This is a genomic window from Bacteroides sp. AM54-2NS (assembly GCF_003602935.1).
GTDB lineage: Bacteria > Bacteroidota > Bacteroidia > Bacteroidales > Bacteroidaceae > Bacteroides > Bacteroides xylanisolvens.
In genome coordinates this window covers 89,583-114,898 of record NZ_QTMZ01000021.1, presented here as the reverse complement: position 1 = coordinate 114,898, position 25,316 = coordinate 89,583, and the positions used below count along the sequence as shown (strand labels likewise).

Below are 25,316 nucleotides of genomic sequence, written 5' to 3'. Positions count from 1 at the left end.
GCAAAGATAAGAAGTCTTTATTTTATTTCCAAATAATCTTTATTTTATTTGTGCGGTCTGTATCAATAAAGATAAATACAAAATAAAAACCGTTTAAATACAAAGATTTGCTTAAACGGTTTTATTATAAAAAGATGCCCCAATTTTCGAGAAAATCTGATGTCAATAAAGTAAAAAACAGAATACAACTAGAATGAAGCTCTTGTTCCGGCTATGATATCTGCCGGAACTTCATTACAACGAGTATAAACTTTTATTTCTCCCGTATCTTCTTTGGCAGTCCATATCATCGAAGTATCAGTCAAACCCGAAACAATGTATGAATATTCCCATCCATCATTCGTATCAAGTTGATAATAGTAAGTACCGCTAATGATATCTCCGTAATCATCTTCTTTACTCAAAACAAAAGAACCGGGAATTTGCTCGGATGTGGCACTGTTGAGATTCGTATAAATAGTGTAAGAACGTTTTCCGTCTTTTTCCTTCCGGTCAAACGTTATATAATAGTAACGTGCATCACCTTCGAGGTTTTCTCCATTCCATTCACTCAATCGCCAACTTCCTGCGATATTCGCATAATTTACATCCTTTGTATCAGGAAGCTTTACTTCATCATCATCCCCACATGACACAAACAGCATCGTGGTGAGTAGTAGCATTATTTTGAATATATTTTTCATATACATATTTTATATTATTTATTATTGTAACAATAGTTTCACTTGTACTGTCCGTTCAGAAGGGCGTACTGAAACGCCGTCCAAGACCAGACAGAACGTAATTTCACTCTTTTGAGGCAACAAACTTCTATCAATAGAAAGAATCATGTCGGCTTCCGTTTCCGGAAGAATTGCTTTCGGCTCTGTTCGAAAACGAATGTATTCCGGCAGCATTAAGGCTGACAAATTTAAAGGTTGCTTTCCTATATTGACACAGATGAATCTTTCCACTTGCATTCCTTCTCGAGAAAGCACTCTAATCTGCCATTCTTTCCTTTTCAGTCGCAATGTATTCCCAATAGCTACGGGATATCCTTTCCATTGGTCGCTGGTAGGTGATACCTTACCAGTAAGTACCAGCCTAGTCATCGGTTTCTTTCCGGAGAGATCGGTATAGACAAATGCTTCCCGATACAAATCACCAGCCTGATCCTTAGGATGAAAAACCAAATTGATTTCTCCCCGTTCCCCCGGTTGCACCAAGTCTTTATTACACTTGGCTACCGTACAGCCACAGGAAGTAGTCAACTTAGAGATACGCACCGTTTTTTTACTTACGTTACAGTATTTAAAATGATACGTTACCGGAGCATCGTCTTCCGACAAAGTCCCTATATTGATTGCAGTACGTTCAAACTGCAAAACTTGCTCTCCCTCTGTTTCCTGCGCAAAGCTATGCGCAGAAGACAGAAGATAGAAAAAGAACAGTCCATACTTGATGGCTTCGGTAAAGTATCGTTTCATCATCACATTTACAACCAACTATCGTTTTTACGAACAGTAATAAAGAAATCCTGCTTGGTACCGTCAGTCGCTGTAACGGTAGCTTTCGTAGAACCCACTTTCAGTCCTTTCAAGGTAAAAGTAATGTTGTCTTCCGCAGTGAGAAAAACAGCTATCGAGCTATCATCAACTTTACATGAGAAAGTCATATTCTCTCCATTCTTAAAATAACGGGAGTAATTGATCTTACTTGTACCACCAACGGACACATACATATTGGGAACAGTCATCTCGACACCTCTGCCCTCAACAGCTTTCAATAACTGATAGGCATCAATCAGTCCTGTACCCATATTACCTGTATAAGCAGCAGGTTCCATCTGTCCGGCTGCAATTTGGCCAAATGAAGCATTTGTGTACCAATATACTTTCATTTCCGTGAAATATGGTTCTACCGGCTTGACAGATTCCAATATCATTTTACGGAATTCATCTGCACGAAAATGACGATGCAATTTGGCAGCATAAGAAAGTCCCAGTGCGGCTACTCCCGAAACATGTGGACAAGCCTGTGACGTTCCTTCCATGTATCCATAATTCCCACCATCTTCACTGGCAGAAGATGGCAATGTCGAATATATTTTACTTTTGGGGCTTTGGTGATAATCACTGTCTCCACCTGGAGCACAGATAGAAACTCCCTTCGCATAATTAGAATAACTGGATGGAGTACCATCGGCTGCTACGGCCGCTACTGAAAGATAATCAGGATAAGCGCCCGGATATCCAGCCATGGCTGCATATTCATTACCTGAAGCAAATACGATGATACCTCCATCTATGACATCATTTGGCGAGCCGGCATTGTGAATAAAATAGTCGAAAGCCTCTTTCTCCAGCGGAGCACTGTCTACCCAAGCTTTATCAGAAGTATAACCCGGACTATATCCGCTAATGGGATTGGCAAGTCCCGAATTGTATCCCCAACTACACTGCAAAATAACGGCACCATTATCTGCTGCATATTTCACGGCTTTCGCTTCCTGATACAAGTCACATCCTTTAGGTCCAGAGAATACCTGACAACTCATAATCTTCACTCCACCTATATTACTAGCTTTATCTCCTCCTGCAATACCACTAATACCTTCACCATTATTTCTGACTGCACTGATAATCCCAGCCACATGAGTTCCATGTCCGGTATCATTCGGGTCGTCATAAGAGATATAACCTTTATCATCTGTGAAGTTGTAGCCATAACGGTCACCGGCATAACCATTTCCATCAGCATCTTCCTTTGAAGCAAATGTTTCAGCCTCATTCACCCATATATTCTCCTTTAAATCAGGATGATCATACATCACACCTTCGTCAAGCACAGCTACGATAACGGAAGGATTTCCCGTACAAAGTTTCCAAGCTTCTCCACAATTTACATCAACTCCGGATACAGCAGGTACTACCTCATCGCCCTTGTCATTCTTGTCTCCTGATTGAAGAACGGAGCCGTCATTCTGACATCCCCATTGCAAAGAAAAATGGGGATCATCCGGTGTGACATTTATGGCGCGAGTGTTACGCATCACATGGCTCATTGCTTGTTTTGTGAGAACTGTTGCCCGCACATTAGGATCGTATGAACGTTGGATAATATGGCTAAATTGGACTTTCGCCACATCTGCCACCTGTGACAAATCTTTAGCCACCTGCTCCAAATTCGTATCTTCATCAAAATGGATAACATACCAAAGATTCAGTCCTGCCTTACGGGTACGTTCTTCTGTACGATTATCTATCGGGAAAATACGTTCCAACTTATGAGTACCGATTCGCTTCAGAATTACATCCATATCCGAGATTCCCGAACGGGTCATCGCACCTCCGATAGAGCGAGTTACAGCAGCATCCAAAAAGGATGCCGCTTCCGGTTTGAATTTTACCATTATCTTTCCCTGACTTGCTCCCTCGGGTAAATTAATAATTGGAGCTCCCTGCCCTGTATCAGGTTTCACTGTATCCATATCCCGGTCGGAACAGGATGTAAAAGTGATTGCTACAGCAGCTATTAGAATTAAATATATTCTTTTCATAATCAAATCAATATTCAGTTAATGTAGGTCTGGCTTTCGGATAACGCTCGTAAAACCATTCCAAATTAGAAGGTTCGTTCTTAAATCCCGGAACATTACCATTCATATCCTTTCCAGAATCCTGTGTATAAATCAAAGTGAACGGATCGAAACGTGCGAAACGCGGATGATAAAGTAGCCATTCCGGTAAATCATCTCCCGTCAAGAAGTTCAAATTAATAGTGAACCGCTCGGCATTAGGCAGAATCCTTGGAATAGTCTTTAATTTTTCCTTCACTTCATCGCTTGCACTGTTTAATGTATCGTTACTCTGAATATCTCCATCGGTATAAGCATGTACACCCGATTCCAGTCGGCCACCATAACCGATGAATGTAGGTAACTCCCCATATATCAAATTATAAGATAATGACAACGATTTCAGTTTTTCCCACTTCAACAAGTTCTTAAAATTATAATTATTCGCATCGAATTTCAATCCGAGATTTTCACGTGTATCGTTCAAATCTGTAATTGAACTGTATCGGCGATTACCTGTTAAACTCAAATGAGTAAGTTCTGGGAAGTTCCTGGATTGTAAGTCAGACGGTATAGCCGTAAAGTTATTACTACTCAAATCCAATTTAGTTAAAATCTGACAAGATCCTTCTAATTCTGATTTTGAGATAGTTGTAATACCCATCGCACTTATTGTCAGATTCTTCAGATGCTGCAAACCCTTTAATGCGTTTCCAATCCTATAAGTAGTAGGAAGCAACGTTGTATTCGTATTACTAGCGACAACCAATGTCTCCAAATATTTGATTTTACCGATTTCAGCAGGTAATTCTTCCTTTGTATTCAGCATTTTGAATTCAACAGAACGTACACGACCGATTTGTTCCGGTGTCACACCTTTATCTGTTCTCTCCCATACGGTTATACCTGTCCAATAATCAAGACGTTCGCTGGTATCCCAACTTATCATTGAGCGCAATTTTGTACTTGCAATGACAATAGCAATAGAGTCTCCTCGCCTATCATCTGTTATTTCAGGTGAAGCTTCCTGTTTTACGGTCAAAGCTACTTCTTTCTCCAGTTCATCTTCCTCGTTCACTGGAAGGAACTTAATCGAAGCGATCCTTTCTTTCGGATCTGTATTCATATCCCACTTAAATCGCATCTTAATGGTACGGGGACGAGCTCCATAATCCAAAGATATATCAGGTTGTCTTTTGGAAGTAGTCACCCAAGAGCCCATCAAAGGATAATCGACCTTGAACTTGACATTCGTAGTCACCGATATATCAAAATATCTTTTATCCTCGTTAGCCATACTGGCAACTTCCACTTCATATTTATCCAGACCTATCATCTTTCCATATCCGGTCTGATGTATTTTCAGTTCTTGCTTAGACTGTCCTTCCGGTACAAACGTCACGACAGCATGTCTCACATCATTAGAAAGTGTAGAATCCACTACAATCTCACAATTAGTGCTTCCGACACCATTAGCAGGCATCACCTTCACCCAAGGCTGGTTGACCTTTGCCACCCATTTAGTACCCGAAGCCACTTTCACCGACTCCATTCCACCTGTAGCACCCAAGGTGAACTCCTGGGCATTGATGGTGAAGCCAGAAATGCCTTCCTCATCCGAATCATCACAAGCGGCAATAAAACACAAGCTTGCAAAGAGGCATAAATATATTTTAAACAATGGTTTCATATAGATTCTTTTTTGTTATTTATCTATTTATCTTTCAAATAATCGCATCCACGAATATCCTGTTCCGGATCGTAGATAAGAAGATATGCTCCTGCCTTAATCATATTACAGACATTGGAAAGATTGAGAGAAATATTTGGATTATCCTTTATCTCAAAAACGACAATATATGGTGATATCGTATCAGAAATCTTTCGCAAATCATTTCCACCAATACAGAATTGTCTCAAACTCGGACATAAGCCTAAATTGCCCGGCCATTTTCTCAACAAGCGGTTACCATTCTCATCGCGCTGGTTACGTACAGCATAAACAGTTAATGTGGCAGCGTCCATCGGTCCGGTAGGAACTTCCGTAAAGCGGTTGTTACTTAGATCCACACCATAAAGGAAAGGCATATTTTTCCCATTAAAATCATCCGGAAGCTTTGATAAGTGATTATAAGTCAAGTCGAATGTTTTCATCATATACGAATATTTTGATGCATTGAATGTACCTTTCGGTATCTCTTCTATTCCATTACCGTTCAGTCCTAAAGCTGACACCTGAGAATTTGTATCAAACAGTATCTTCGGGAATTTTTTCAATTTATTCCCCCCCAATGCAATCGTACTGGCATTTACGCCATTAAAAGTTCCATTCTCTTCACCCTCAAATCCATCAATTTCATTGAATGAAAAATTAACAGAAGACATTACATATACAGATTGCGAACTGAATATATTAGGGAATTTCTTCAATTTATTATAAGCAAAAGAGAAAGACTCCACATCAGCATATCCGCAGAAATGTCCACTTTCATCACGTGGCAATTCCTCTATCTGATTGTGATCCATTGACAATTGTACCAAAATAACATCACTACCGAATGCTTTCTCAATCTTTTTAATCTGATTGTATGCACAATCCAGTTTACCAAGTTTTTTCACCATTGACATATCCGGCAAAACAGTCAGTTTATTATAAGTCAAATAAAAGATCTGCAATGTTTTACTTATACTTTCGCTGGCTACAAACTTACCTAAATCCTCATGAAAATCTCCCAAACTCGGATTACTCGCCAAGTTGAATGATTGAAGGTTCGGCAGTTTATTCAGTTCTTCCGGAAGTTTTGTCATAGACGGACAATTGTAAATTTCAAGGTCTGTCAGATTCTCCAGCCCACTCAGGTCAGTCCCCGGTTCAAATCCTTCGAATTTACCGTTGGCAATATACAAATATTGCAATTTTTTCAGGTTTCCAATAGAAGCGGGTATTCTATGAATTCCATTTGTCAACCGATTGGCCGGGACATCTTTCAAAGAAGGACGATTGGCTTTGCTATTTACAGTAGGCTGAGAAAAACTATCGGGTATCCCCTCTTTCTGCCATTTCAAAGCAGCTTGTATCGGTTCAGAGAAATATGATTCAATATCTACCTTTACAAACTTATTATAATAATCACTTCTTATAGAGTTCTTCTGTACTTCAGTCAATTCAGTTCCCATCGTCTTCTCAATGATATTATCACCTACTTGGTCGGAATGATTACCTAAAGATAAAGTTCTAAGCTCCGTTAAGTCTCCTAAAGATTCAGGATATCACCTTCAGGACCGAACGCACCGATAGAAAGACCTGTGACACGTCCTTTGGCATCCAAATCGACACCAGGTTGATCTCCCCACAAATCAATATCTTTATTGAAATCCCAGTTAGTACCTAAAGGATATGTAGTACCCGAATAACTCCATCCCTTCTGATTCTTTTCCGGAATAGACGGGCCTTTCAAGGCTTCCCACATTTCTTTCAGAACAAGATAATCCTTAATACTGCCGGTAGTTTTACTGAAGTTAATCGGAACGTTAACTTCAGTAGTCACATTATCCAGCACTTCAAAGTCAGCACCGTTTACTTCTCCATATTCCAAAGACCCCTTATTTTTCTTTTTAGTCGTATAACTTTTAATCTTATATTTACCGGCAGAAAGACGGAATAATGAATCACTGACAGCCACGGATATCTTCTTTCCACTATCATCCAGCTTCTCTGTATACTTTACGGCAATATTCTCAAGAGTCGTCTCTTTTTTCGTAAACTGTTCCTGTACCGTTACATTGATGTATTTGATATCGGAGAAAACATAATCTTCGCCTATTGCCCGAGTGGATGGTAGAAATTTTTTAGTTATAGTAAATTTCACTATCCCTCGATTCACTACTTTCACCTGTATGTCTTGTACAGCTAACCCACCATTTACTACAGTCAAAATTGTCTTTTTATCCGGTTCGCCGGAAAGAATCTGTTTCAAATCCTGCGTAGTTCCATCTGCTTTATACAGATAGAAACCGATAATCTGATAAGTTCCGGCCATCAATTGAAGTTTGTCACTTCTCAAGCCAAATTCACTATCGTCGCCCATCGCTTCCAGACCGACAGTCTGTACAATTTCAGTACCGTCTTCCTGATTGATAAGCACGATTTTCATTTTTTGCGCATCACGCAAATAATCCAGCTCATTCGTACTGGCACGTGTACCTGTCGAAACACCTTTATAAAGTTTGAACTGAGCATATCCATATCCTGCCTGAAGTACGTCATCATCGTCAGAGCAACTTCCAGCTGTAAACCCTAAAGTAAACAACATGCAAGAAAGGACAAACATTTTTATAAATAATATCTTAGTTTTCATATAAGCTAAATTTTACATGTTATCAATCCTCATATCGGGGTTGAATCAGCAATACTCCTAAAATAGTTTCATTATCCATTAATTTAATAACCATAGGCTTTGTTCCATTCTTGCTTTCGTCCATGCCTGAAACATTGACAAATGCACTTGTCATATACCTTCCCTCAACTTCAATTCCTTCCCATACGGTATCCTGACCATTATGCTTAGTTTCAGCTTGCAAATTCCAACCGGAGTAGCCATTTACAATAATATGGAATGGATCATAATTAACACCTAAAGTCAACGATGAAACCAAAAATACATTTGTAGTACCATATTCACTTTCTAATTGTTCATCTGGCATATCCGAAGGTACAGCTTTCACAGGATTGCCTGTACCATCCAAAATAGGTTCACCACTTTCTTTAACCAAAGATATCAGATCTCCTGCCACTCCTTCCTGTTTTATATCAGCAATTATATTTTCATCATATTCCTTTGGAATCCCCTTTTCAAGTAAAACAAGATCGGATAGATGATCCTTAATTTCAGCATATATAACGTTAGGAAATGCTAATACATACGCAGTTCTTGCTTTCGAATTATTTGCGCTTGCTGCTATATTAATATTCCCTTCTTTATCATCATCTATCCAAAGCCAACGATTAAAGGAATCCATTATTGTATAAGAATATTCAAGCTCCCATGTCATCTGATTCCGTTCTGCCACATATTCCACACATACCAAGGTATATTCATCATTCTTAGCCATTACCGTTACAGGAACTCCCTCGCTATCATAACTATTATCGCCTGCAATATAACTTTCTCCATCAACCGAGACTTCTATGTTATCTTTCAGAGTACCAATAATTCTATCAGCAGGAATACCTTCATACTTCACAGGGACTTTTGCAACAGCTCCGCTTCTACTTTCAATTGTCAGAAAGCCGGTAACTTCATTCTTTTTATATTGCATTATCATCTGTGGAGTGACGCTGACATTATCTCCAGCATTGCCAGATACAACTTCGCTGTCTGATGCTCTACGATTGAATTCCATCCATTCGGGGTTACTTTTCAAAGCCCAATCCTCATTAGCTTCTAACACCAATATGTCAGTTCCATCAAAATTGATGACAAAAGGATTTTCTTCTGTGTACATTACAGACTTGTCCGCATTGAAAGCCCGAACTTCATAACCAGTAGACGGACGCGTCACCTCCGCTATCACCTGCTGGCTTCCTGCCAGCTTCATAGTCAGCTCTGCCTTATAAGATTTTAACAGTTCGGTAGCATCATCACTAATATGGATAGTGACTGTCTGCTTTCCGGCATTGCCTGAACAAACGAACGTCCTCTCACCATCCTGTTCAAAATAGCACCATAACGATGAGGAAGTCAATATCCAGTTATCGGCAGCCTCAAAAGTCAGTGTCTTGGTATCTCCGATTTCACATTCTATTTTCTGCAAATCCGGGAATACAGGCGTTGTAGTCTCGTCATCATCACTGCAAGCAGATACGAAGAGACAAAACACTAACGTAATCAATTGCAAATAATATTTCATTATATCTTTCATATTTATTTCCGATTATAGTTTAGAGTCCTTCCTCTTTCTTATACTGTTCCGCTTCTTCATCACTAATCCACTCCAAGATATTCACATAAGTACCTACTGTACCTTTACCCACCACATAAATAGTGCTATATAAGAATACGAATTTCTGGCATACATTATAATAAGAATCGTATGCAACAGGCTGAGTACACATCAGCTTTCCATTACCGTAAATGGTTCCGAAGGCTTCTGCCGTACTACCTATAATTTGATCATCAAACTCTACAAATGGTTTCAACGGATCGGAAGGATCATACTTAATTTTAAGATCATAATTCTTGTAGAAAAAATCATGTAATATGATAGTATTATCTTCCGTCTTGTCTCTTTCTGCCTGCAATAACCGATGTTCCGTATCCGTCATATATGCATTAAAGAAAGAAGAAGTCAATAGACAATAGCCTTCAAAAGTACTTAGTTCAAAAGGACATGCTTTTTGCATTTGAACACGAGTACGTGTACCGTACAAATCCCATATATTTTCATCTTTCGGAAGCAAATTGAATGTAACCGACAAAGAGTCAGTTTTACCTATATTTTCATAAACACCCTTCATCCGGAACTTTGCAACTCGCTCCCCTGCTTTAATGGTTACCGTATTTGATTCAACTACATATTGCTTTTTTTCAATTGCATTACTAGCCTTATCGTCTACTTCCACACCAAAAGAACGGTCATAATCGCATATATTCGTAGCTACTACCGGAATCTCAAACCATTTCTCGCTGTCCTGCACCGGATACATAGATAATGTATCGGAGAACATCACGTAGTCGGAACCGCTGTAAGTCGTCCGGGAAAGATCATTACATCCCCAGAATCCGACAGCCAACGTCGTAAGTGTTACTATTCCTGTTATTAATCGTTTCATTGTTTCTCTATATTATCTTTATACATTATTTATTGCTTTCATTAGGTGCTAGATCCACGCCAGGAGCATCCAACTCATGTTGTGGAATAGGCCATACAAAACGAGGATCGTCTTTCTCTAACTTCAACGTATTACCCGGAGAGATAGTCGAAGTTTGTTCTTTACGTTCAAATCCCTCATGCCAACGTTTCAAGTCGTTAAGACGGAAACCTTCCATAAAGAGTTCTTTCATACGTTCTTCACTGACAGTTTTAAACCAATTTTCTTCTGTAAGCGTAGTAGAGCCACCATAAGAAGAATAACGAGCCATACGTAAAGTAGAAATATCAATTCCTGCTTTTCCATAATAAGATGCTCCCATCCGGCAATAAGCCTCTGCACGAATCAGATATTGTTCCGCTAACCGGAACGGTTTCGGCATGGATACACACAGCAATCTTTGGCTTATAAAATCCTGATTTCCCATGTATTTAACCAAAAGAGGCCAAGTCAACCCATGAGAAAATCCGGTCGTTGCCGTAGCGAAATAAGCATTATAGCGTAAATCAGCATTGGCATAGGTATCCAATGCCCATTTAGCTGGTACATAATCCGGTTTATAAGATGTATAATCATAATTGAGGAATACAGTGCCTAATGCCCCTCCATAGGAATTTACCTCAAACATTACTTTCCAAATGATTTCAGTAGAATTATCATACTGCCACATGTATGCAAAATCATTATAAGTAACCGAATAACTATGCTTGGTTGCATCAGCTAATATATATTTCTTACTATCTATTACTTTAGTAGCATATTCAACAGCTTTCTCCCACTTCCGCATATACAGGTACATACGAGCATATAAAGCATTGACTGTACCAATCGTGAAATATGCAGAATTATAAATAACCTCAGTGTCATCATCCGTAGCCAGATATTCGGCCGATCTAGCCAAATCATCCAATACAAACTGATACGAATCTTTTAAAGAAGCACGTTTTACAGGTCCCGGATTAACGTAGCTGGACTGCAGTACAACTCCCAGTTCATTGGCAGCTTCTTCGTCACTTTCATAAGCTTTACAGAAACACTTCAACAGTTCTGAATAAGCCAGCGCACGGGCAAAATAGATATGACCTTTATAGGTATCCAACTTGTCCAGTTGTTCATCATCTGAAGTGTTGGCCTCTACAGCAGCAATGTTATCAAGAACAAAATTGCAACGTCCGATGACAGTATACAAGCCACCATACACATATTCCACCTGTTTATTGATAGCTAATATTTCATTACGCCATACATCACCATAGATATTTGTATATCCTTTAACAGCGTATACCAGATCCGTCTGAATATCAGGCAATAAAGTCAAGTATCCGCTATATAGGCTGGCATTTTTAAACTGTGCATAAATACCGACCAAAGCTTGGCGTACATCGCTCACTGTCTTAATAGCCTCTTCTTGCGGAATTGCATCTTGCGGATATTTATCAAGACAGGAAGATGCCGAAAGCAATACCGCAACTAAAACTATATATAATTTTATTTTTCTTATCATCACTGATTAATTTTAGAATGAAACTTCCAGTCCGAATGTAAACTGACGGGACATAGGGTATTGAGCCTTATACACATTGGAGGTAGACTCCGGATCCATCCCTGTAAAACTTGTAAATGTCAACAAATTCTGTCCCTGCGCATAAATACGGGCACTACTTAAAAAATTAGTCCGCTGCAACCATTTCTGTGGGAATGTATAGCTAAGCATTAAATTTTTCAGACGCAGGAAAGAAGCATCTTCCAAGAATCGTGAATCTAGTTGAGGAGTAACTCCATAACGAGGGATATCAGTCACATCTCCCGGCTTTTTCCATCGATCATAAAGCATACGTTTTGACTGATTGTAGGCACTGAACAGTCCGTTGCTCTCTTGAAAAACTCTGTCATTGTTAAGCATCCAGCGATCGGCCACCCACGTGAACTGTGCGGAAAGTGAAAATCCTTGCCAAGAAAGTGTAGTACCAAAACCACCTTGCCAAGGAGCTTCATGTGTCTTACCCAGCATCACTTTGTCATTTTCATTATATTCTGTAGTAATTTCACCGTCTTTGGTATACCATAAAGCATCTCCATTAGTAGGATTGACTCCTGCATAACGGTTCAGATAAAATTCACCTAACGGATGACCTACCGCAACCATTCTACCAGTATCAGAGGCTACATATTCTGTTATCCCATTATAAAGCTCGGTTATCTCATTTTTATTATATGAAACATTGGCGTTCACATTCCATGTAAAGTCTTTGATGCGAAGTACGTCTGCACTGACATTAATTTCTACACCACGGTTTCGCATAGCTCCCACATTATCCCAACGAGTTCCAAAACCGCTAGTTGTGTAAGAAATGGGAACTGCCATCAACATATTAGTAGTTTTCTTATTATAAAATTCCACATCCAAATTTATACGATCAATAAAACCTAAATGCAGTGCCACATTAGTAGCCCATGTAGACTCCCAACTTAATTCTTCATTTCCCAACTGGGAAATAGCAATACCTGATTCATTGTTATACTTATATCCACCGGAAACTAAAGCCAGATGTTCATAGTTATTAATAGAAGAGTTGCCCGATGTACCGGTATTAATCGCTATTTGCGCATTAGTAAGCCATTTATATTTTTGCATGAACTTCTCCTTACGGAGATTCCACATAAACCCGACTGACCAAAAAGCTCCCCAATGTTTATCTGTTCCGAAACGGGAAGATCCATCCCCACGAACCGAAAAGTCAGCATAGTAACGATCATCATAATTATATTCACCACGACCAAAAAAAGAGAGAAAAGAATATTCCGTAACGGGATCTCCCCATGATGAAGCGGTAGAACCGGAAGACAAGTTTGTCAAAATATCATTTGTCTGTCCACGAGTCGTAACCTGAAAACCTTCATAATGATAATCGACTCCTTCCTGCCCAACCATAAAGTTGAATGAATGAACATCATTCAACATAAAACGGTAGTTTGCCGTATTTGTAATCATCAGATTAAGCATATCATACGAACTACGCTGGGCACCTCCATAATTATTATTTGGCTTATAACTCGGAAAACTTCGATAAAAAGAAGTAGTATGACCATAATCTGCACTTAGTTGTGAACGAATTGTGAGATTCTTTATAGGTGTAGCTTCAGCATAGAAAGTAGATAAAAGTTTATACTTCTTATTTGATAACGGATTGTTTTCCATCCATGCTAACGGATTCTCCGTCGTTCCTTTCCAACTGCCGTCATCCTGAAGAGCCAGACTTCCATCCTCCTTATAAGGATTCCAGTAAGGCAACATGAAAAAAGATGCGGAAATAGGAGCCCACAATGCATATTCACCATCATCACTCTGTTCTACCTCCTGATAAGTAAACATTGTATTCGTTCCTATTTTCAACCATTTATTAGCTTTCGCCTCCACATTGGCACGGAAGTTAACACGCTCAAATGTAGAACCTACTGCAATACCATCCTGATCATAATAGCTTCCCGAAACATAATAATTTAACTTTTCCGTACCACCATTTACTGATAACTCGTAATTCTGCAAGGGTGCTTTGTCATTGTATACCTTATCCAGCCAATTGATATTTATCTTACTTAATTTCTCGTAATCCTGTCCTTTATCCAATCCCACTTCTTTTTCAAACTGAATACGTTCGTTCGTATCCATCTGATCCCAGTCCTTTGAAGCTAATTGGGAAAAACCTAGTTGTGTACGGAAAGTAATCTTGGCAGCTTCCCCCATACGTCCACGCTTGGAAGTGATTACTACCACGCCATTAGAAGCACGTGCGCCATAGATAGAAGTAGAAGAAGCATCTTTCAACACTGAAATGCTCTCAATATCATTAGGACTAATCGTGTTGAAATCTGAACTTGAAATAGCCACTCCATCCAATATAAAAAGAGGATCTTTCCCCGAATTAATTGAATTTGTTCCGCGAATACGAAAAGTTGCTGCCTTACTGGGTTCACCTGATTCAGAAAGCACCATTAATCCCGGTGCCTGCCCTTGCAGTGCCTGATCGAAACTCGGAGCAGGAACATCTTCCATCTTTTCAGCTTTTACCGTAGATACAGAACCTGCAATCGTACCTTTCTTACGTACACCGTAGGCAACAACCACTACTTCTTCTACCATTTGTGCATCACTCTCCATCTTCAGATTCATGCGAGTGGCAGCAGACACCTGCTTTTCCATCGTTTTCATTCCAATGTAAGAAAACTGCAAAATGGCGGGAGATTTCGTCACTGTGATACTGTAATTACCATTCATATCGGTAATTACTCCGTTCGTCGTACCCTTCTCCAAAACAGACACACCAATCATCGGCTGATTGTCTTCCGCCGAAATAATGTGTCCCGTTACCTGATATCCACCCTGTGCAAAAAGCAACAGGGGGATACTTGTCAGAGTAAAGAGTACAAACAAGAGAATTGATTTTCTCATCTTTGATACTTTGATTTTAAATTAATGAAATTGATTTATTTTTATAGATTTATCTACAATAAGGAATACGCAGTCTTCGCGTAGAATAATACACTCCTTTCCCAAAATCGGTTTATGCATTTTCTGCACCGACTTGGGACAGGCTATTATTATCTATAAATATAGAATAGGAATAGACTAACTTGGCAAATTCTTAATATTGCGCCAAATATCCAAATAGATTTTTCGTGTTACTGCTGTGTGAATTAAATGTATGACCATCTGCTCTCTTAAGTTATAAATTAAACACTAATATCACTTGTTCTGTTTAGGTGTTATACACTTCTAATATTGTTCTATTTTGGCTACAAATATATATATTATATTTAAATAAAAGAAACAATATGTCGCATATTTTATACCAAATTTCCACTTATATCTTTTTGATACATATTTAAGTACACAAACCCATAAATGAAAATAAATCCACAACATATTTCAATGATAATTGAATATAAACGTTCATTTTGATAGTTACTTTAATTGCTCAAATAACAACATCACAACTCATACAAAATAGCTTATTAAGAGGATTCAATATAGAAAAGATAATTATTCAAAACTATTTCCTATTTTTGCACTCATTATATATAAATAAGGTATAAGATGAACTACGGATTTGTAAAAGTAGCTGCAGCCGTGCCACACGTAAAAGTGGCTGACTGTAAATTCAATGTAGAGAAGATAGAAAGTCTGATTACAGTGGCTGAAGGAAAAGGAGTGCAGATCATTATTTTCCCGGAAATGAGTATCACCGGATATACTTGTGGTGACCTATTCGGACAACAACTTTTGCTGGAAGAAGCAGAAATGGGGCTGATGCAAATTCTGAATAACACCCGTCAATTAGATATCATTTCTATTGTTGGCATGCCTGTCGTTGTCAATTCGACAGTAATCAATGCAGCCGTAGTGATTCAGAAAGGGAAAGTGTTGGGAGTTGCAGCCAAGACCTATCTGCCGAATTATAAAGAATTCTACGAACAACGTTGGTTCACATCAGCGCTTCAGTTGACTACAAACAACGTACGCCTGTGTGGACAAATCGTTCCCATAGGTGCAAATCTGCTTTTTGAGACTTCAGATACGACTTTTGGCATTGAGATATGCGAGGACCTTTGGTCTACTATACCTCCAAGTTCCTCACTGGCACTGCAAGGGGCAGAGATTCTGTTCAATATGTCTGCTGATAATGAAGGCATTGGAAAGAACAATTATCTTTGTTCTCTCATCAGCCAACAATCTGCACGTTGTATTGCCGGATATGTATTCTCGTCTTGTGGCTTTGGAGAATCTACTACCGATGTGGTTTTTGCCGGTAATGGGCTGATTTATGAAAACGGTTCACTGCTTGCACGCAGCGAACGTTTCAGTATGAAAGAGCAACTGATTATCAGCGAAATTGATGTGGAACGCATCCGGGCAGAACGCAGGATAAATACTACTTTCGCCGCTAATCAGGCAAATTTAGGAGACAAGAAAGCAGTTTCTATCGCGACAGAATTTGTCAACAGCAAAGAACTGACCTTAACCCGGAAGTTCAACGCCCATCCTTTCGTACCACAAGGAATTGAGCTAAATGAACATTGCGAAGAAGTATTCTCTATCCAAGTGGCCGGACTAGCACAAAGATTAGTTCACACCGGAGCCAAAACAGCCGTAGTCGGTATTTCAGGTGGATTAGACTCAACACTGGCACTGCTCGTCTGCGTGAAGACTTTCGATAAACTGGGATTATCCCGAAATGGTATTCTCGGAATCACGATGCCGGGTTTCGGAACGACTGACCGCACCTACCATAATGCGATCGATCTAATGAAATCATTAGGTATATCCATCCGTGAGATTAGTATTAAAGATGCCTGCATCCAACATTTTAAGGACATCGAACATGACATGAATGTACATGACGTTACATACGAGAATTCGCAAGCGCGCGAACGTACACAAATACTAATGGATGTGGCCAATCAGACTTGGGGAATGGTTATCGGTACAGGGGACTTATCGGAACTTGCATTGGGATGGGCTACTTACAACGGCGATCACATGTCCATGTACGGGGTAAATGCGAGTGTTCCCAAAACACTTGTGAAATATTTAGTACAATGGGTGGCAGAAAACGGTATGGACGAAAACTCGAAAGCTACTTTGCTTGATATTGTAGACACTCCTATTAGCCCGGAATTGATTCCGGCGGATGAGAACGGAGAAATTAAACAGAAAACAGAAGATCTGGTAGGTCCTTATGAACTGCACGACTTCTTCCTATATTATTTCTTACGTTTCGGCTTCCGGCCTTCCAAGATATTCTATTTGGCAAAAACGACATTCAAAGATATGTATGATGAAGAAACCATCAAGAAATGGCTTTCCACTTTCTTCCGTCGTTTCTTCAATCAGCAGTTCAAACGTTCTTGCTTACCGGACGGACCTAAAGTAGGAAGTATTTCTATTAGTCCACGGGGGGATTGGAGGATGCCTAGTGATGCCAATTCAGCTATGTGGCTTAAAGAAATAGAGAATTTATAGGGAAGTACAAACATCAAACTATTCTCACTGCTATGAGAAAAAATACTCATTACTATGAGAAGATTTTCTCATTATAGTGAGAATTTTTTCTCATAGCAGTGAGAATAGTTGAGAAAATATAACGCCTCATCATAGCTTCGATACAACATTTTAGCAAGACATGTATCTGCACAAAATTACATACTAAAATCCCTCTGTACACATAACTTTTCTTCTTATTTGCTCTATATCCGCTTCTTTAATCCTCCGAATGATATTTTTATAAATACGATGAAAGCCAAAACCGCCTTCAGTCATTTCATGAATCGCGTCTTCTTTTGAAACATTCTGAAATACCACTCGATAAAGTGCGCAAACAGCTCCTGTGCGATCTGATCCGTGATGGCAATGGATAACAATCGGCGCTTTACGATTCTTTATAATACGCAATGCTTCAATCAACTGTTCTTCATTGATGGAATGAGCTTTGGTCTTTACCCGATGAAGCTTTACGTTCGTTCCTGCGGCTTCATCATCATCGCTATGTCTATTACGGAGATTGAGAGCTTCGCCAATACCATACTTTTCTAAAGCTTTAAAGTCTTCATGCGAAGGTTGCTCTGAACGATATACACCCGAATCGATCTTGTACAGATTGGTTAATTCACTATCAGGAAGAGTAATCTTCTCTACTTTCAAATTCTGACTAAAAATAGATATAGAGAAGATTACTCCCAAAAGTAGGCTTAACAGGATTCTTTTCTGCATAAGTCTATATTGTTATTATAAAAAGATCAAAGTACTCCCTTGCTGGATGGAAGTTCAAAATGATAGATATCTCTTTTGATTGCCATTTTCAAGGCACGGGCAAGGGCTTTAAAAATACCTTCTATCTTATGATGTTCATTTTGTCCTTCCGCCTTGATGTTCAGATTCATTTTTGCCGCATCACTTAGTGACTTAAAGAAATGAAGGAACATTTCCGTCGGCATCTCCCCTATCTTCTCACGCTTGAATTCGGCATCCCAAACCAGCCAGGGACGACCACCAAAGTCCAGACAAACCTGACAAAGACAATCATCCATCGGTAAAGCATAGCCATAACGTTCAATTCCACGCTTACTACCTAAAGCCTGGTAAATACATTCTCCTAATGCAATAGCAGTATCTTCGATCGTATGATGTTCGTCTACCTCCAGATCTCCTTTTACACGGATTGTCAAGTCCATACCGGAGTGTTTTCCAATCTGCTCAAGCATGTGGTCGAAAAAGCCAAGACCGGTAGAGATGTCACAAGTACCGTTTCCATTCAAGTTCAAAGCCACATCAATATCTGTTTCTTTGGTTGTACGACGTACTTCCGCTTTCCGTTCTCCGGCAAAAAGGAACTCGGCTATCTGATCCCAGTCAGTTGTTGCAAGAGCGCAGACTTCTTCCAATCCTTTTTCTTTCAGGGTTTCAGGTGAATTTTGCAGATAAATTGCCCGGCAACCCATATTTTTGGCAAGTTCCACATCCGTAGGACGGTCGCCTATAACAAAACTTCCGGCAAGATCGTATTCCGGATTATTTAGGTACTTCGTCAACATTCCGGTACGTGGTTTACGGGTGGGCGCATTATCTTCTGGGAAACTACGGTCTATCAGAATCTCATCAAAAGTAATCCCCTCTCCTTCTAATGTTTTAAGCATCAGATTATGGGCAGGCCAAAACGTTTCTTCCGGGAAAGAAGATGTACCCAATCCATCCTGATTGGTGACCATCACAAATTCAAAATCAAGTTTACTGCGGATAAAACCTAAATTACGGAATATTTTCGGATAGAATTCCAGCTTCTCCAATGAGTCGAGTTGGTAATCTACGGGAGGTTCGATCACCAACGTACCATCTCTATCTATAAATAATACTTTCTTCTTCATAAATTATCCCGGGTATTTTTTAAGGGTGGCTAATAGTGTATTATTCTCTACACGGGTACCGACAGTCACACGCAAACAGTTGCAGCAAAGCGAAATGTTATGGCGATTACGCACAATAATTCCTTCACCTACCAAATAATTGTAGATTTTCACGGCATCCGTCACTTTTGCCAAAAAGAAATTCGCATCAGACGGGAACAGTTTAATGGTACATGGAAGCTTTTCAAATTCCGCTTCCAAATAGTCACGTTCTTCCTTCAGAGTTTTCACCCAACGTTCTATCTCATAATGTTTATGCAACATGGCGATGGCTTGCTGTTGAGTCAACTGGTTGACATTATAGGGATATTTGATTTTACTAAGAATATCAATAATCTCTTTGGAAGCAAAAGCCATTCCCAAACGGATAGCAGCACATCCCCAGGCTTTGGAGAATGTCTGGAATACGACGAGATTGGGATATTTATCCAACTCTTCGAGGAAAGACGGAGCTTTAGAAAAATCATTGTAAGCCTCATCCAACATTACCAATCCTTCAAACTGACAAAGAATCTTTTCTATTTCGGAACGAAGCAGATCATTTCCCGTCGGATTATTAGGCGAACAAAGGAAAATCAGTTTGGTATGCTCGTCGGTAGCTGCCAGCAATTTGTCAGCAGAGAATTGGAAGTCATCATCCAACAATACTTTCCGATATTCCACATCGTTTACATCGGCACAAACCTGATACATTCCATAGGTAGGATCAATAGCTACTACATTATCTTTACCCGGTTCACAGAAAGCACGAAAGACCAAGTCGATGGCTTCATCACTGCCGTTTCCGAGAAAAATATGTTCGGGAGATACTTTCTTAATTTTCGACAACAATGTTTTCAGTTCACACTGCATAGGGTCCGGATAACGGTTGTGAGGCGTATTGTACGGATTTTCGTTTGCATCCAGGAAAACAGAAGCGGTGACTCCTTTATATTCATCACGTGCCGAAGAGTAAGGCTTTAATTTCCAGATATTCGGCCGGGTTAATTCTTGTAATGTTTTCACTTCTTTAAATTTTAAATTATGAATTTTGAATTGCTTTGAGACGAACTGTGACCGCATTTTTATGCGCATCCAAATGTTCGTTAGCCGCCATCTCCTCAATAGCAGGACCAATAGCCTTTATTCCTTCCGGGAGAATTTCCTGAAACGTAATCTTGCGGATAAAACTATCCAGACTGACGCCGCTATATGCTTTGGCATAACCGTTGGTAGGCAAGGTATGATTTGTTCCGGAAGCATAGTCACCGGCACTTTCGGGAGTTAACGATCCAAGAAAAACAGAACCGGCATTTGTTACACGCTCTGCTACTTCCATGTAGTTTTCCGTTTCTATTATTAAGTGTTCCGGCGCGTATGCGTTAGTCAGTTCCAATGCTTCATCCAAATCCTTTACTAAAATCAGTTTACTATTCTCTAATGATTTTGCAGCAATTTCACGACGGGGCAATTCGGCTAATTGACGTTCTACTTCCGCCATTACTTCTGTTTGAAGCTTCTCGGAAGTGGTAATCAATATAGCCTGACTATCTATTCCGTGTTCTGCCTGTGACAAAAGATCTGCTGCTACAAAAACCGGGTTGGCAGATGCATCAGCCAGAACTTCGACTTCAGAAGGACCGGCAGGCATATCAATAGCTACATCACGCAGGCTTACCAACTGTTTGGCAGCTGTCACATATTGATTGCCTGGGCCAAATATCTTATATACTTTAGGTACACTCTCCGTTCCATAGGCCATAGCGGCAATAGCCTGCACACCACCAGCCTTGAATATTTTACTGACACCTGCCAGTTGCGCAGCAAAAAGAATAGCCGGATGAATATTTCCATTCTTATCGGGAGGCGTGCAAAGTACGATTTCCTTGCATCCTGCAATTTTAGCCGGAACAGCCAACATCAATACAGTTGAGAAAAGTGGTGCTGTTCCACCCGGAATATACAATCCCACTTTTTCGATTCCTACCGATTTTTGCCAGCAAGTCACACCGTTCATTGTTTCTACCTTCTTTCCGATAAAACGTTGGGAAGCATGAAAGGTTTCAATATTTTGTTTTGCCAGGGAGATGGCTGCTTTCAGTTCATCGCTTACCAATGTTCCGGCAACCTGTATCTCTTCAGGAGTCACAGCAAGCGCAGACAAGGTGACTTTATCAAAAGTAGCTTCATATTTCAAGACGGCTTTGTCACCTTCTGCTCTTACCTTATTTATAATAGAGCGAACAGTGTCGAACAAATTTTCCGTATTCAGTGCCGGACGTTTCAAAAGTTCCGTCCACTGTTCTTTTGAGGGATATTTAATCAATCTCATGGTTACTATTTTATTAGATGCCTATATATTTATACAATCATCTTTTCAATTGGCAGTACTAAAATGCCTTCTGCTCCCAGTCCTTTCAGTTTTCCAATGATTTCCCAAAAACGTTTTTCATCAAGTACTGTATGGACAGAGCACCAGCCTTCCTGTGCTAACGGCATCACCGTAGGACTCTTCATACCCGGCAATACAGCAATGATTTCTTCCAGTTTATCTTTCGGAGCATTCATCAATACATATTTTTTATCTTCGGCTGTTTTTACTGCATTCATGCGGAACAGCAGTTCTTCGAGCACTTCTTTTTTCTCGTCGCTCATATTCTTGTTGCCAATCAGCAATGCTTCCGACTTCATTACGACTTCCACTTCTTTCAAACGGTTACTTACCAACGTAGAACCGGAGCTTACAATATCAAAAATAGCATCAGCCAATCCAATTCCCGGAGACACTTCTACAGAACCGGTAATCACGTGAATTTCAGCATTTACACCATTTTTCTTCAGGAAGTTGCGAAGAATAACCGGATAAGAAGTAGCGATCTTCTTACCGTTAAACCATGACAAACCGGGATATTCAATATCTTTCGGCATAGCCAATGAAAGGCGACACTTACTGAATCCCAAACGTTTGATGATTTCCGCATCTTCTTCCTTTTCCATAAATTCATTTTCGCCAACAATTCCCAAGTCTGCCACACCGGTAGCCACTGTCTGCGGGATATCATCATCACGAAGGAATAGAACTTCAATAGGGAAATTGGAAGACTGCACCAATAAGGTACGTTTTGTAGTGCTCAACTTAATATCCGACTCTCCTAAAAGTGCCATTGTCTCTTCGAAGAGACGTCCTTTGGCTTGTACTGCGATTCTTAACATGACTTTATTTAATTTTTAATTATAATATGCGTTGAGAAATAAAAAAGGCTTACCGTATTCGGCAAGCCTTAGTTATCGTTTATATAGTTATACACAATATCATCCACGCCCACCGATTATTCGTTAGGAAAATGATGATGATGATGTGTAGTTGTATATTTCATATTTCTTTTATTAACTGCGACAAAAGTAAAGCATTTGTTTGAAACCACCAAACATTTATCACAAAAACTTGAGTTTTTATTTCAAATTAAAGGCAATATCTCTTCCGGCTCTACATCACATTTCGTAAAATGCATTTCGTCTTTCGACTTTTCTTTCGAGAAAGTAAAGTAGGTACAAACCGATTCTGTGCATACTTCTCCATCCTCATTATATAATTTTGCTTCAACAATGACAATGTTCCGCTTCACTTCTTTAATAGAGGCGCGCAATACAATATGAGAATCTTTGGTATCAACAGATTTTCGGTAACGGGTTTCCATCTTCGAAGTCACTCCAGTCGTTTGTAGTTTACGAAGCACCACCCACGCACAGATTTCATCCATCAAAACTGCTTGAATACCGCCATGCAAAGTGTCAATCCAGCCTTGATACTCGGGACGTGGCTTCCAAATGCTCACTACTTCGTCACCATCCTCATAAAATTCCATTTTTACTCCAGCTTCATTATTAGGAGCACAACCGAAACAATTGTACCCTTCCAAACCCTTCCAGGGATTTATTATCTTCTTCATAGTTCTCTCTTTTAGTTAGTTTTACTTCCCAAATATAAGCAATTTATGAAAAGGAGATGCAATTTTCACTGATTTACTTTCTAATACAACGAATAGCGAAAGCTTTCGTATCAATACCCGCATTAGATTCTTCTATGATATTCGTATCACTTTTCATGTAGAAAACCTTAGTATCGATGGTGGCATTTGTATTGTCCAATGTCCAATATGCCAAATGTTTGTTCTCATAATCTGCTTGAAAAGCCCCTACATACATTCCTACAGGAATACCATTAAAACCGGATAAATTAGTTGCAGGTTGCACTTGTTCTTCCGTCTTCAGGGACAACCAGGTCCCTGACTTCAACAAAGAAGCTTCCCCCTTCAAGTAGTCTTTTAAAATATTCCAGTCTTCCCAATTCGGTATACTCCAGTGAGTTGGCAAGATCCTACCGGAAAGCGCAACATTAGCGGTATAAAAATAATGCTCTGTAGTAGATTGCAAATATCCGGCTATATTTGCTGTTACCTGATTCAATTTAGGGAGCGCATCACCGTTTACATATAAAGATGTCTCCAAATTACTCCTCATCCAGTATTGAGTTCCGATCTTCACTAGCGGATAATTATGGATGACTCCTCCACGAACATCACGAACAATATCTTCCTGTGCCAAAACAGGTAACACATCATCTGCCAGTGTTACTGATAAGGAGATTGTTCCGTCTGCCAGCACATAAACATTATTACGAGCCAATAAAGTGCCATCCACATAGGTTAATGAATGATCTTCCATATTCCATGATACACTTCCACCATTCACTTTTCCTGATTTTCCTAATAACTGTGCTACAATCCCTTGAGATAAATTAACGCTACCGTCTTCTTTCATCGGATAGGCAACAATCGCTTGAGAAGAAAAATCCGGAGTAACAAGATACTCTTTACATATTTCGGCTACTTGTTTTCCCGAATGTATCACTTTGTACACATTCGATTTTTCAAAAGTCAGCTTCGATACATCTATGTATTTATGCAAAATACCCGATTCGGTATGATCCACTTCTGTTCCATCCCAATCCCCGATTTCTCCGTTCACTTTACTCATTAATATATCTTCGGCCGATACAAACGTTATTTCCAACTCTCTCTGTTTTCCACTTTCCAATTGTAAAGTGGATGGTAATAAACTGGTATATAGTTTGCCGGCAGCTTCCAATGTTATGTATTGATACCCAACAGTCGCCTCTTGGGGAATCAAAATAAGCTCTTTTCCTACTAGTCGACCGTCTTTTATTTCCCATTCTCCTGCAGGAGTAATATCTTTCTCTTCAGAATAGGCAGAGAATGTTTTCTTCTGAAAATCATAAATGGTCTTAGTATAAAAGCCACTCACCGAAAGTGTAGGTTTCACAGATAGTATTTCTTCTATATTCTCTTCCTCTCCGGGGACAAGGACTATTTTCATGCGAAAGAACTGGTGGTTGTAAGTCAAAGCAACTGCATCTTTACTAGCTAATACTTCCTTTTTGGAAGCAACTAGAAAATCAGAATGAGAATAATCATCCAGTTTATCTTGAGTTGTTGCAACGGTCACTTGCATGGAACTTTCACCCATTGCTACCCCGCCCTTCTGATATGGATAATAACTGATTAAATTCAATGTTACTCCATCATCCGGATAGTAAACCGACTCATCAGATACAAACTCACCAGTAGATGAACGCACAAAATGAAGATTATCTGCATAACGTTCTTCTTGCATTGTAGTAGTTCCTGCAAGTGCAAATAATCCCACTTCATCTTTTTCTCCAAAACTATTGTTTACTACACGAGTATTCATAATCTCATGAATATCAGCTACAAACTTCAACGGAATATCTCCATTATTAATGATTTCCCCTTCTTCCTCCGAAATATGGTTTACACAAGCAGTAAACATAGTACAACAAAGGATAAAAAAACCTACTCCCACAAATAGGTTATGGCATGTTTTCATTTTGTTTTTCTATTAGTTCAAAAA

16 protein-coding genes and 1 pseudogene are annotated in these 25,316 nt (G+C 39.5%); 1 reads left to right on the top strand and 16 read right to left on the bottom strand.

The window, feature by feature from the left end:
- Window positions 1-188: 188 nt before the first annotated feature.
- From DXA05_RS14475 to DXA05_RS14435, 9 genes and pseudogenes are all read right to left on the bottom strand, one after another.
- Window positions 189-683: a lipocalin family protein gene (locus tag DXA05_RS14475; protein WP_248005580.1), complete on the bottom strand. Its 495-nt coding sequence runs from the start codon at window positions 681-683 to the stop codon at window positions 189-191.
- A 21-nt stretch (window positions 684-704) separates the two neighbouring features.
- Window positions 705-1,469, bottom strand: coding sequence for a DUF1573 domain-containing protein (locus DXA05_RS14470; RefSeq protein WP_258998382.1), 765 nt, complete (start codon window positions 1,467-1,469; stop codon window positions 705-707).
- A 5-nt stretch (window positions 1,470-1,474) separates the two neighbouring features.
- Window positions 1,475-3,538, bottom strand: coding sequence for a S8 family serine peptidase (locus DXA05_RS14465; RefSeq protein ID WP_117684612.1), 2,064 nt, complete (start codon window positions 3,536-3,538; stop codon window positions 1,475-1,477).
- A 7-nt stretch (window positions 3,539-3,545) separates the two neighbouring features.
- A complete protein-coding gene (locus DXA05_RS14460) occupies window positions 3,546-5,246 on the bottom strand; it encodes a BACON domain-containing carbohydrate-binding protein (protein WP_128859298.1) in 1,701 nt (566 codons plus the stop codon).
- A gap of 23 nt (window positions 5,247-5,269) precedes the next feature.
- A pseudogene (locus DXA05_RS28405) lies at window positions 5,270-7,914 on the bottom strand (DUF4458 domain-containing protein).
- 22 nt (window positions 7,915-7,936) lie between these two features.
- Complete coding sequence (locus DXA05_RS14450) at window positions 7,937-9,478, bottom strand: DUF5003 domain-containing protein (RefSeq protein WP_117810662.1); 1,542 nt, start codon at window positions 9,476-9,478, stop codon at window positions 7,937-7,939.
- Between the two features lie 19 nt (window positions 9,479-9,497).
- The gene (locus DXA05_RS14445; RefSeq protein WP_015532815.1) at window positions 9,498-10,388 is read right to left on the bottom strand and encodes a DUF4984 domain-containing protein; all 891 of its coding nucleotides are present in this window, start codon (window positions 10,386-10,388) and stop codon (window positions 9,498-9,500) included.
- A 25-nt stretch (window positions 10,389-10,413) separates the two neighbouring features.
- The gene (locus DXA05_RS14440; protein ID WP_008643286.1) at window positions 10,414-11,931 is read right to left on the bottom strand and encodes a RagB/SusD family nutrient uptake outer membrane protein; all 1,518 of its coding nucleotides are present in this window, start codon (window positions 11,929-11,931) and stop codon (window positions 10,414-10,416) included.
- A gap of 12 nt (window positions 11,932-11,943) precedes the next feature.
- A complete protein-coding gene (locus DXA05_RS14435) occupies window positions 11,944-14,877 on the bottom strand; it encodes a TonB-dependent receptor (protein WP_117809097.1) in 2,934 nt (977 codons plus the stop codon).
- Window positions 14,878-15,522: 645 nt separating this feature from the next.
- On the opposite strand from DXA05_RS14435, the gene DXA05_RS14430 reads away from it, so the two are divergent.
- The gene (locus tag DXA05_RS14430; protein ID WP_087318203.1) at window positions 15,523-17,448 is read left to right on the top strand and encodes an NAD(+) synthase; all 1,926 of its coding nucleotides are present in this window, start codon (window positions 15,523-15,525) and stop codon (window positions 17,446-17,448) included.
- A gap of 183 nt (window positions 17,449-17,631) precedes the next feature.
- On the opposite strand, the gene DXA05_RS14425 is transcribed toward DXA05_RS14430, so the two are convergent.
- The 7 genes from DXA05_RS14425 to DXA05_RS14395 all read right to left on the bottom strand — a co-directional run bounded on the left by DXA05_RS14425 (window position 17,632) and on the right by DXA05_RS14395 (window position 25,292).
- Window positions 17,632-18,195 (bottom strand): dual specificity protein phosphatase family protein, encoded by a 564-nt coding sequence (locus DXA05_RS14425; RefSeq protein ID WP_004315962.1) that lies wholly within the window; start codon window positions 18,193-18,195, stop codon window positions 17,632-17,634.
- 26 nt (window positions 18,196-18,221) lie between these two features.
- Window positions 18,222-19,346, bottom strand: a complete 1,125-nt coding sequence (hisB, locus tag DXA05_RS14420; RefSeq protein ID WP_008021762.1) for a bifunctional histidinol-phosphatase/imidazoleglycerol-phosphate dehydratase HisB — start codon at window positions 19,344-19,346, stop codon at window positions 18,222-18,224.
- A 3-nt stretch (window positions 19,347-19,349) separates the two neighbouring features.
- A complete protein-coding gene (gene hisC / locus DXA05_RS14415; protein WP_004310815.1) occupies window positions 19,350-20,447 on the bottom strand; it encodes a histidinol-phosphate transaminase in 1,098 nt (365 codons plus the stop codon).
- Window positions 20,407-21,696, bottom strand: a complete 1,290-nt coding sequence (gene hisD / locus DXA05_RS14410; RefSeq protein WP_008643282.1) for a histidinol dehydrogenase — start codon at window positions 21,694-21,696, stop codon at window positions 20,407-20,409. Before hisD ends, hisC begins: the two co-directional genes overlap by 41 nt.
- Before the next feature lie 29 nt (window positions 21,697-21,725).
- On the bottom strand, window positions 21,726-22,577 hold the full coding sequence (gene hisG / locus DXA05_RS14405; RefSeq protein ID WP_004310813.1) for an ATP phosphoribosyltransferase: 852 nt from the start codon (window positions 22,575-22,577) through the stop codon (window positions 21,726-21,728).
- A gap of 245 nt (window positions 22,578-22,822) precedes the next feature.
- Complete coding sequence (locus tag DXA05_RS14400; protein ID WP_004310812.1) at window positions 22,823-23,314, bottom strand: PaaI family thioesterase; 492 nt, start codon at window positions 23,312-23,314, stop codon at window positions 22,823-22,825.
- A gap of 73 nt (window positions 23,315-23,387) precedes the next feature.
- Window positions 23,388-25,292 (bottom strand): fimbrillin family protein, encoded by a 1,905-nt coding sequence (locus DXA05_RS14395; RefSeq protein ID WP_128859297.1) that lies wholly within the window; start codon window positions 25,290-25,292, stop codon window positions 23,388-23,390.
- Window positions 25,293-25,316: the final 24 nt, after the last annotated feature.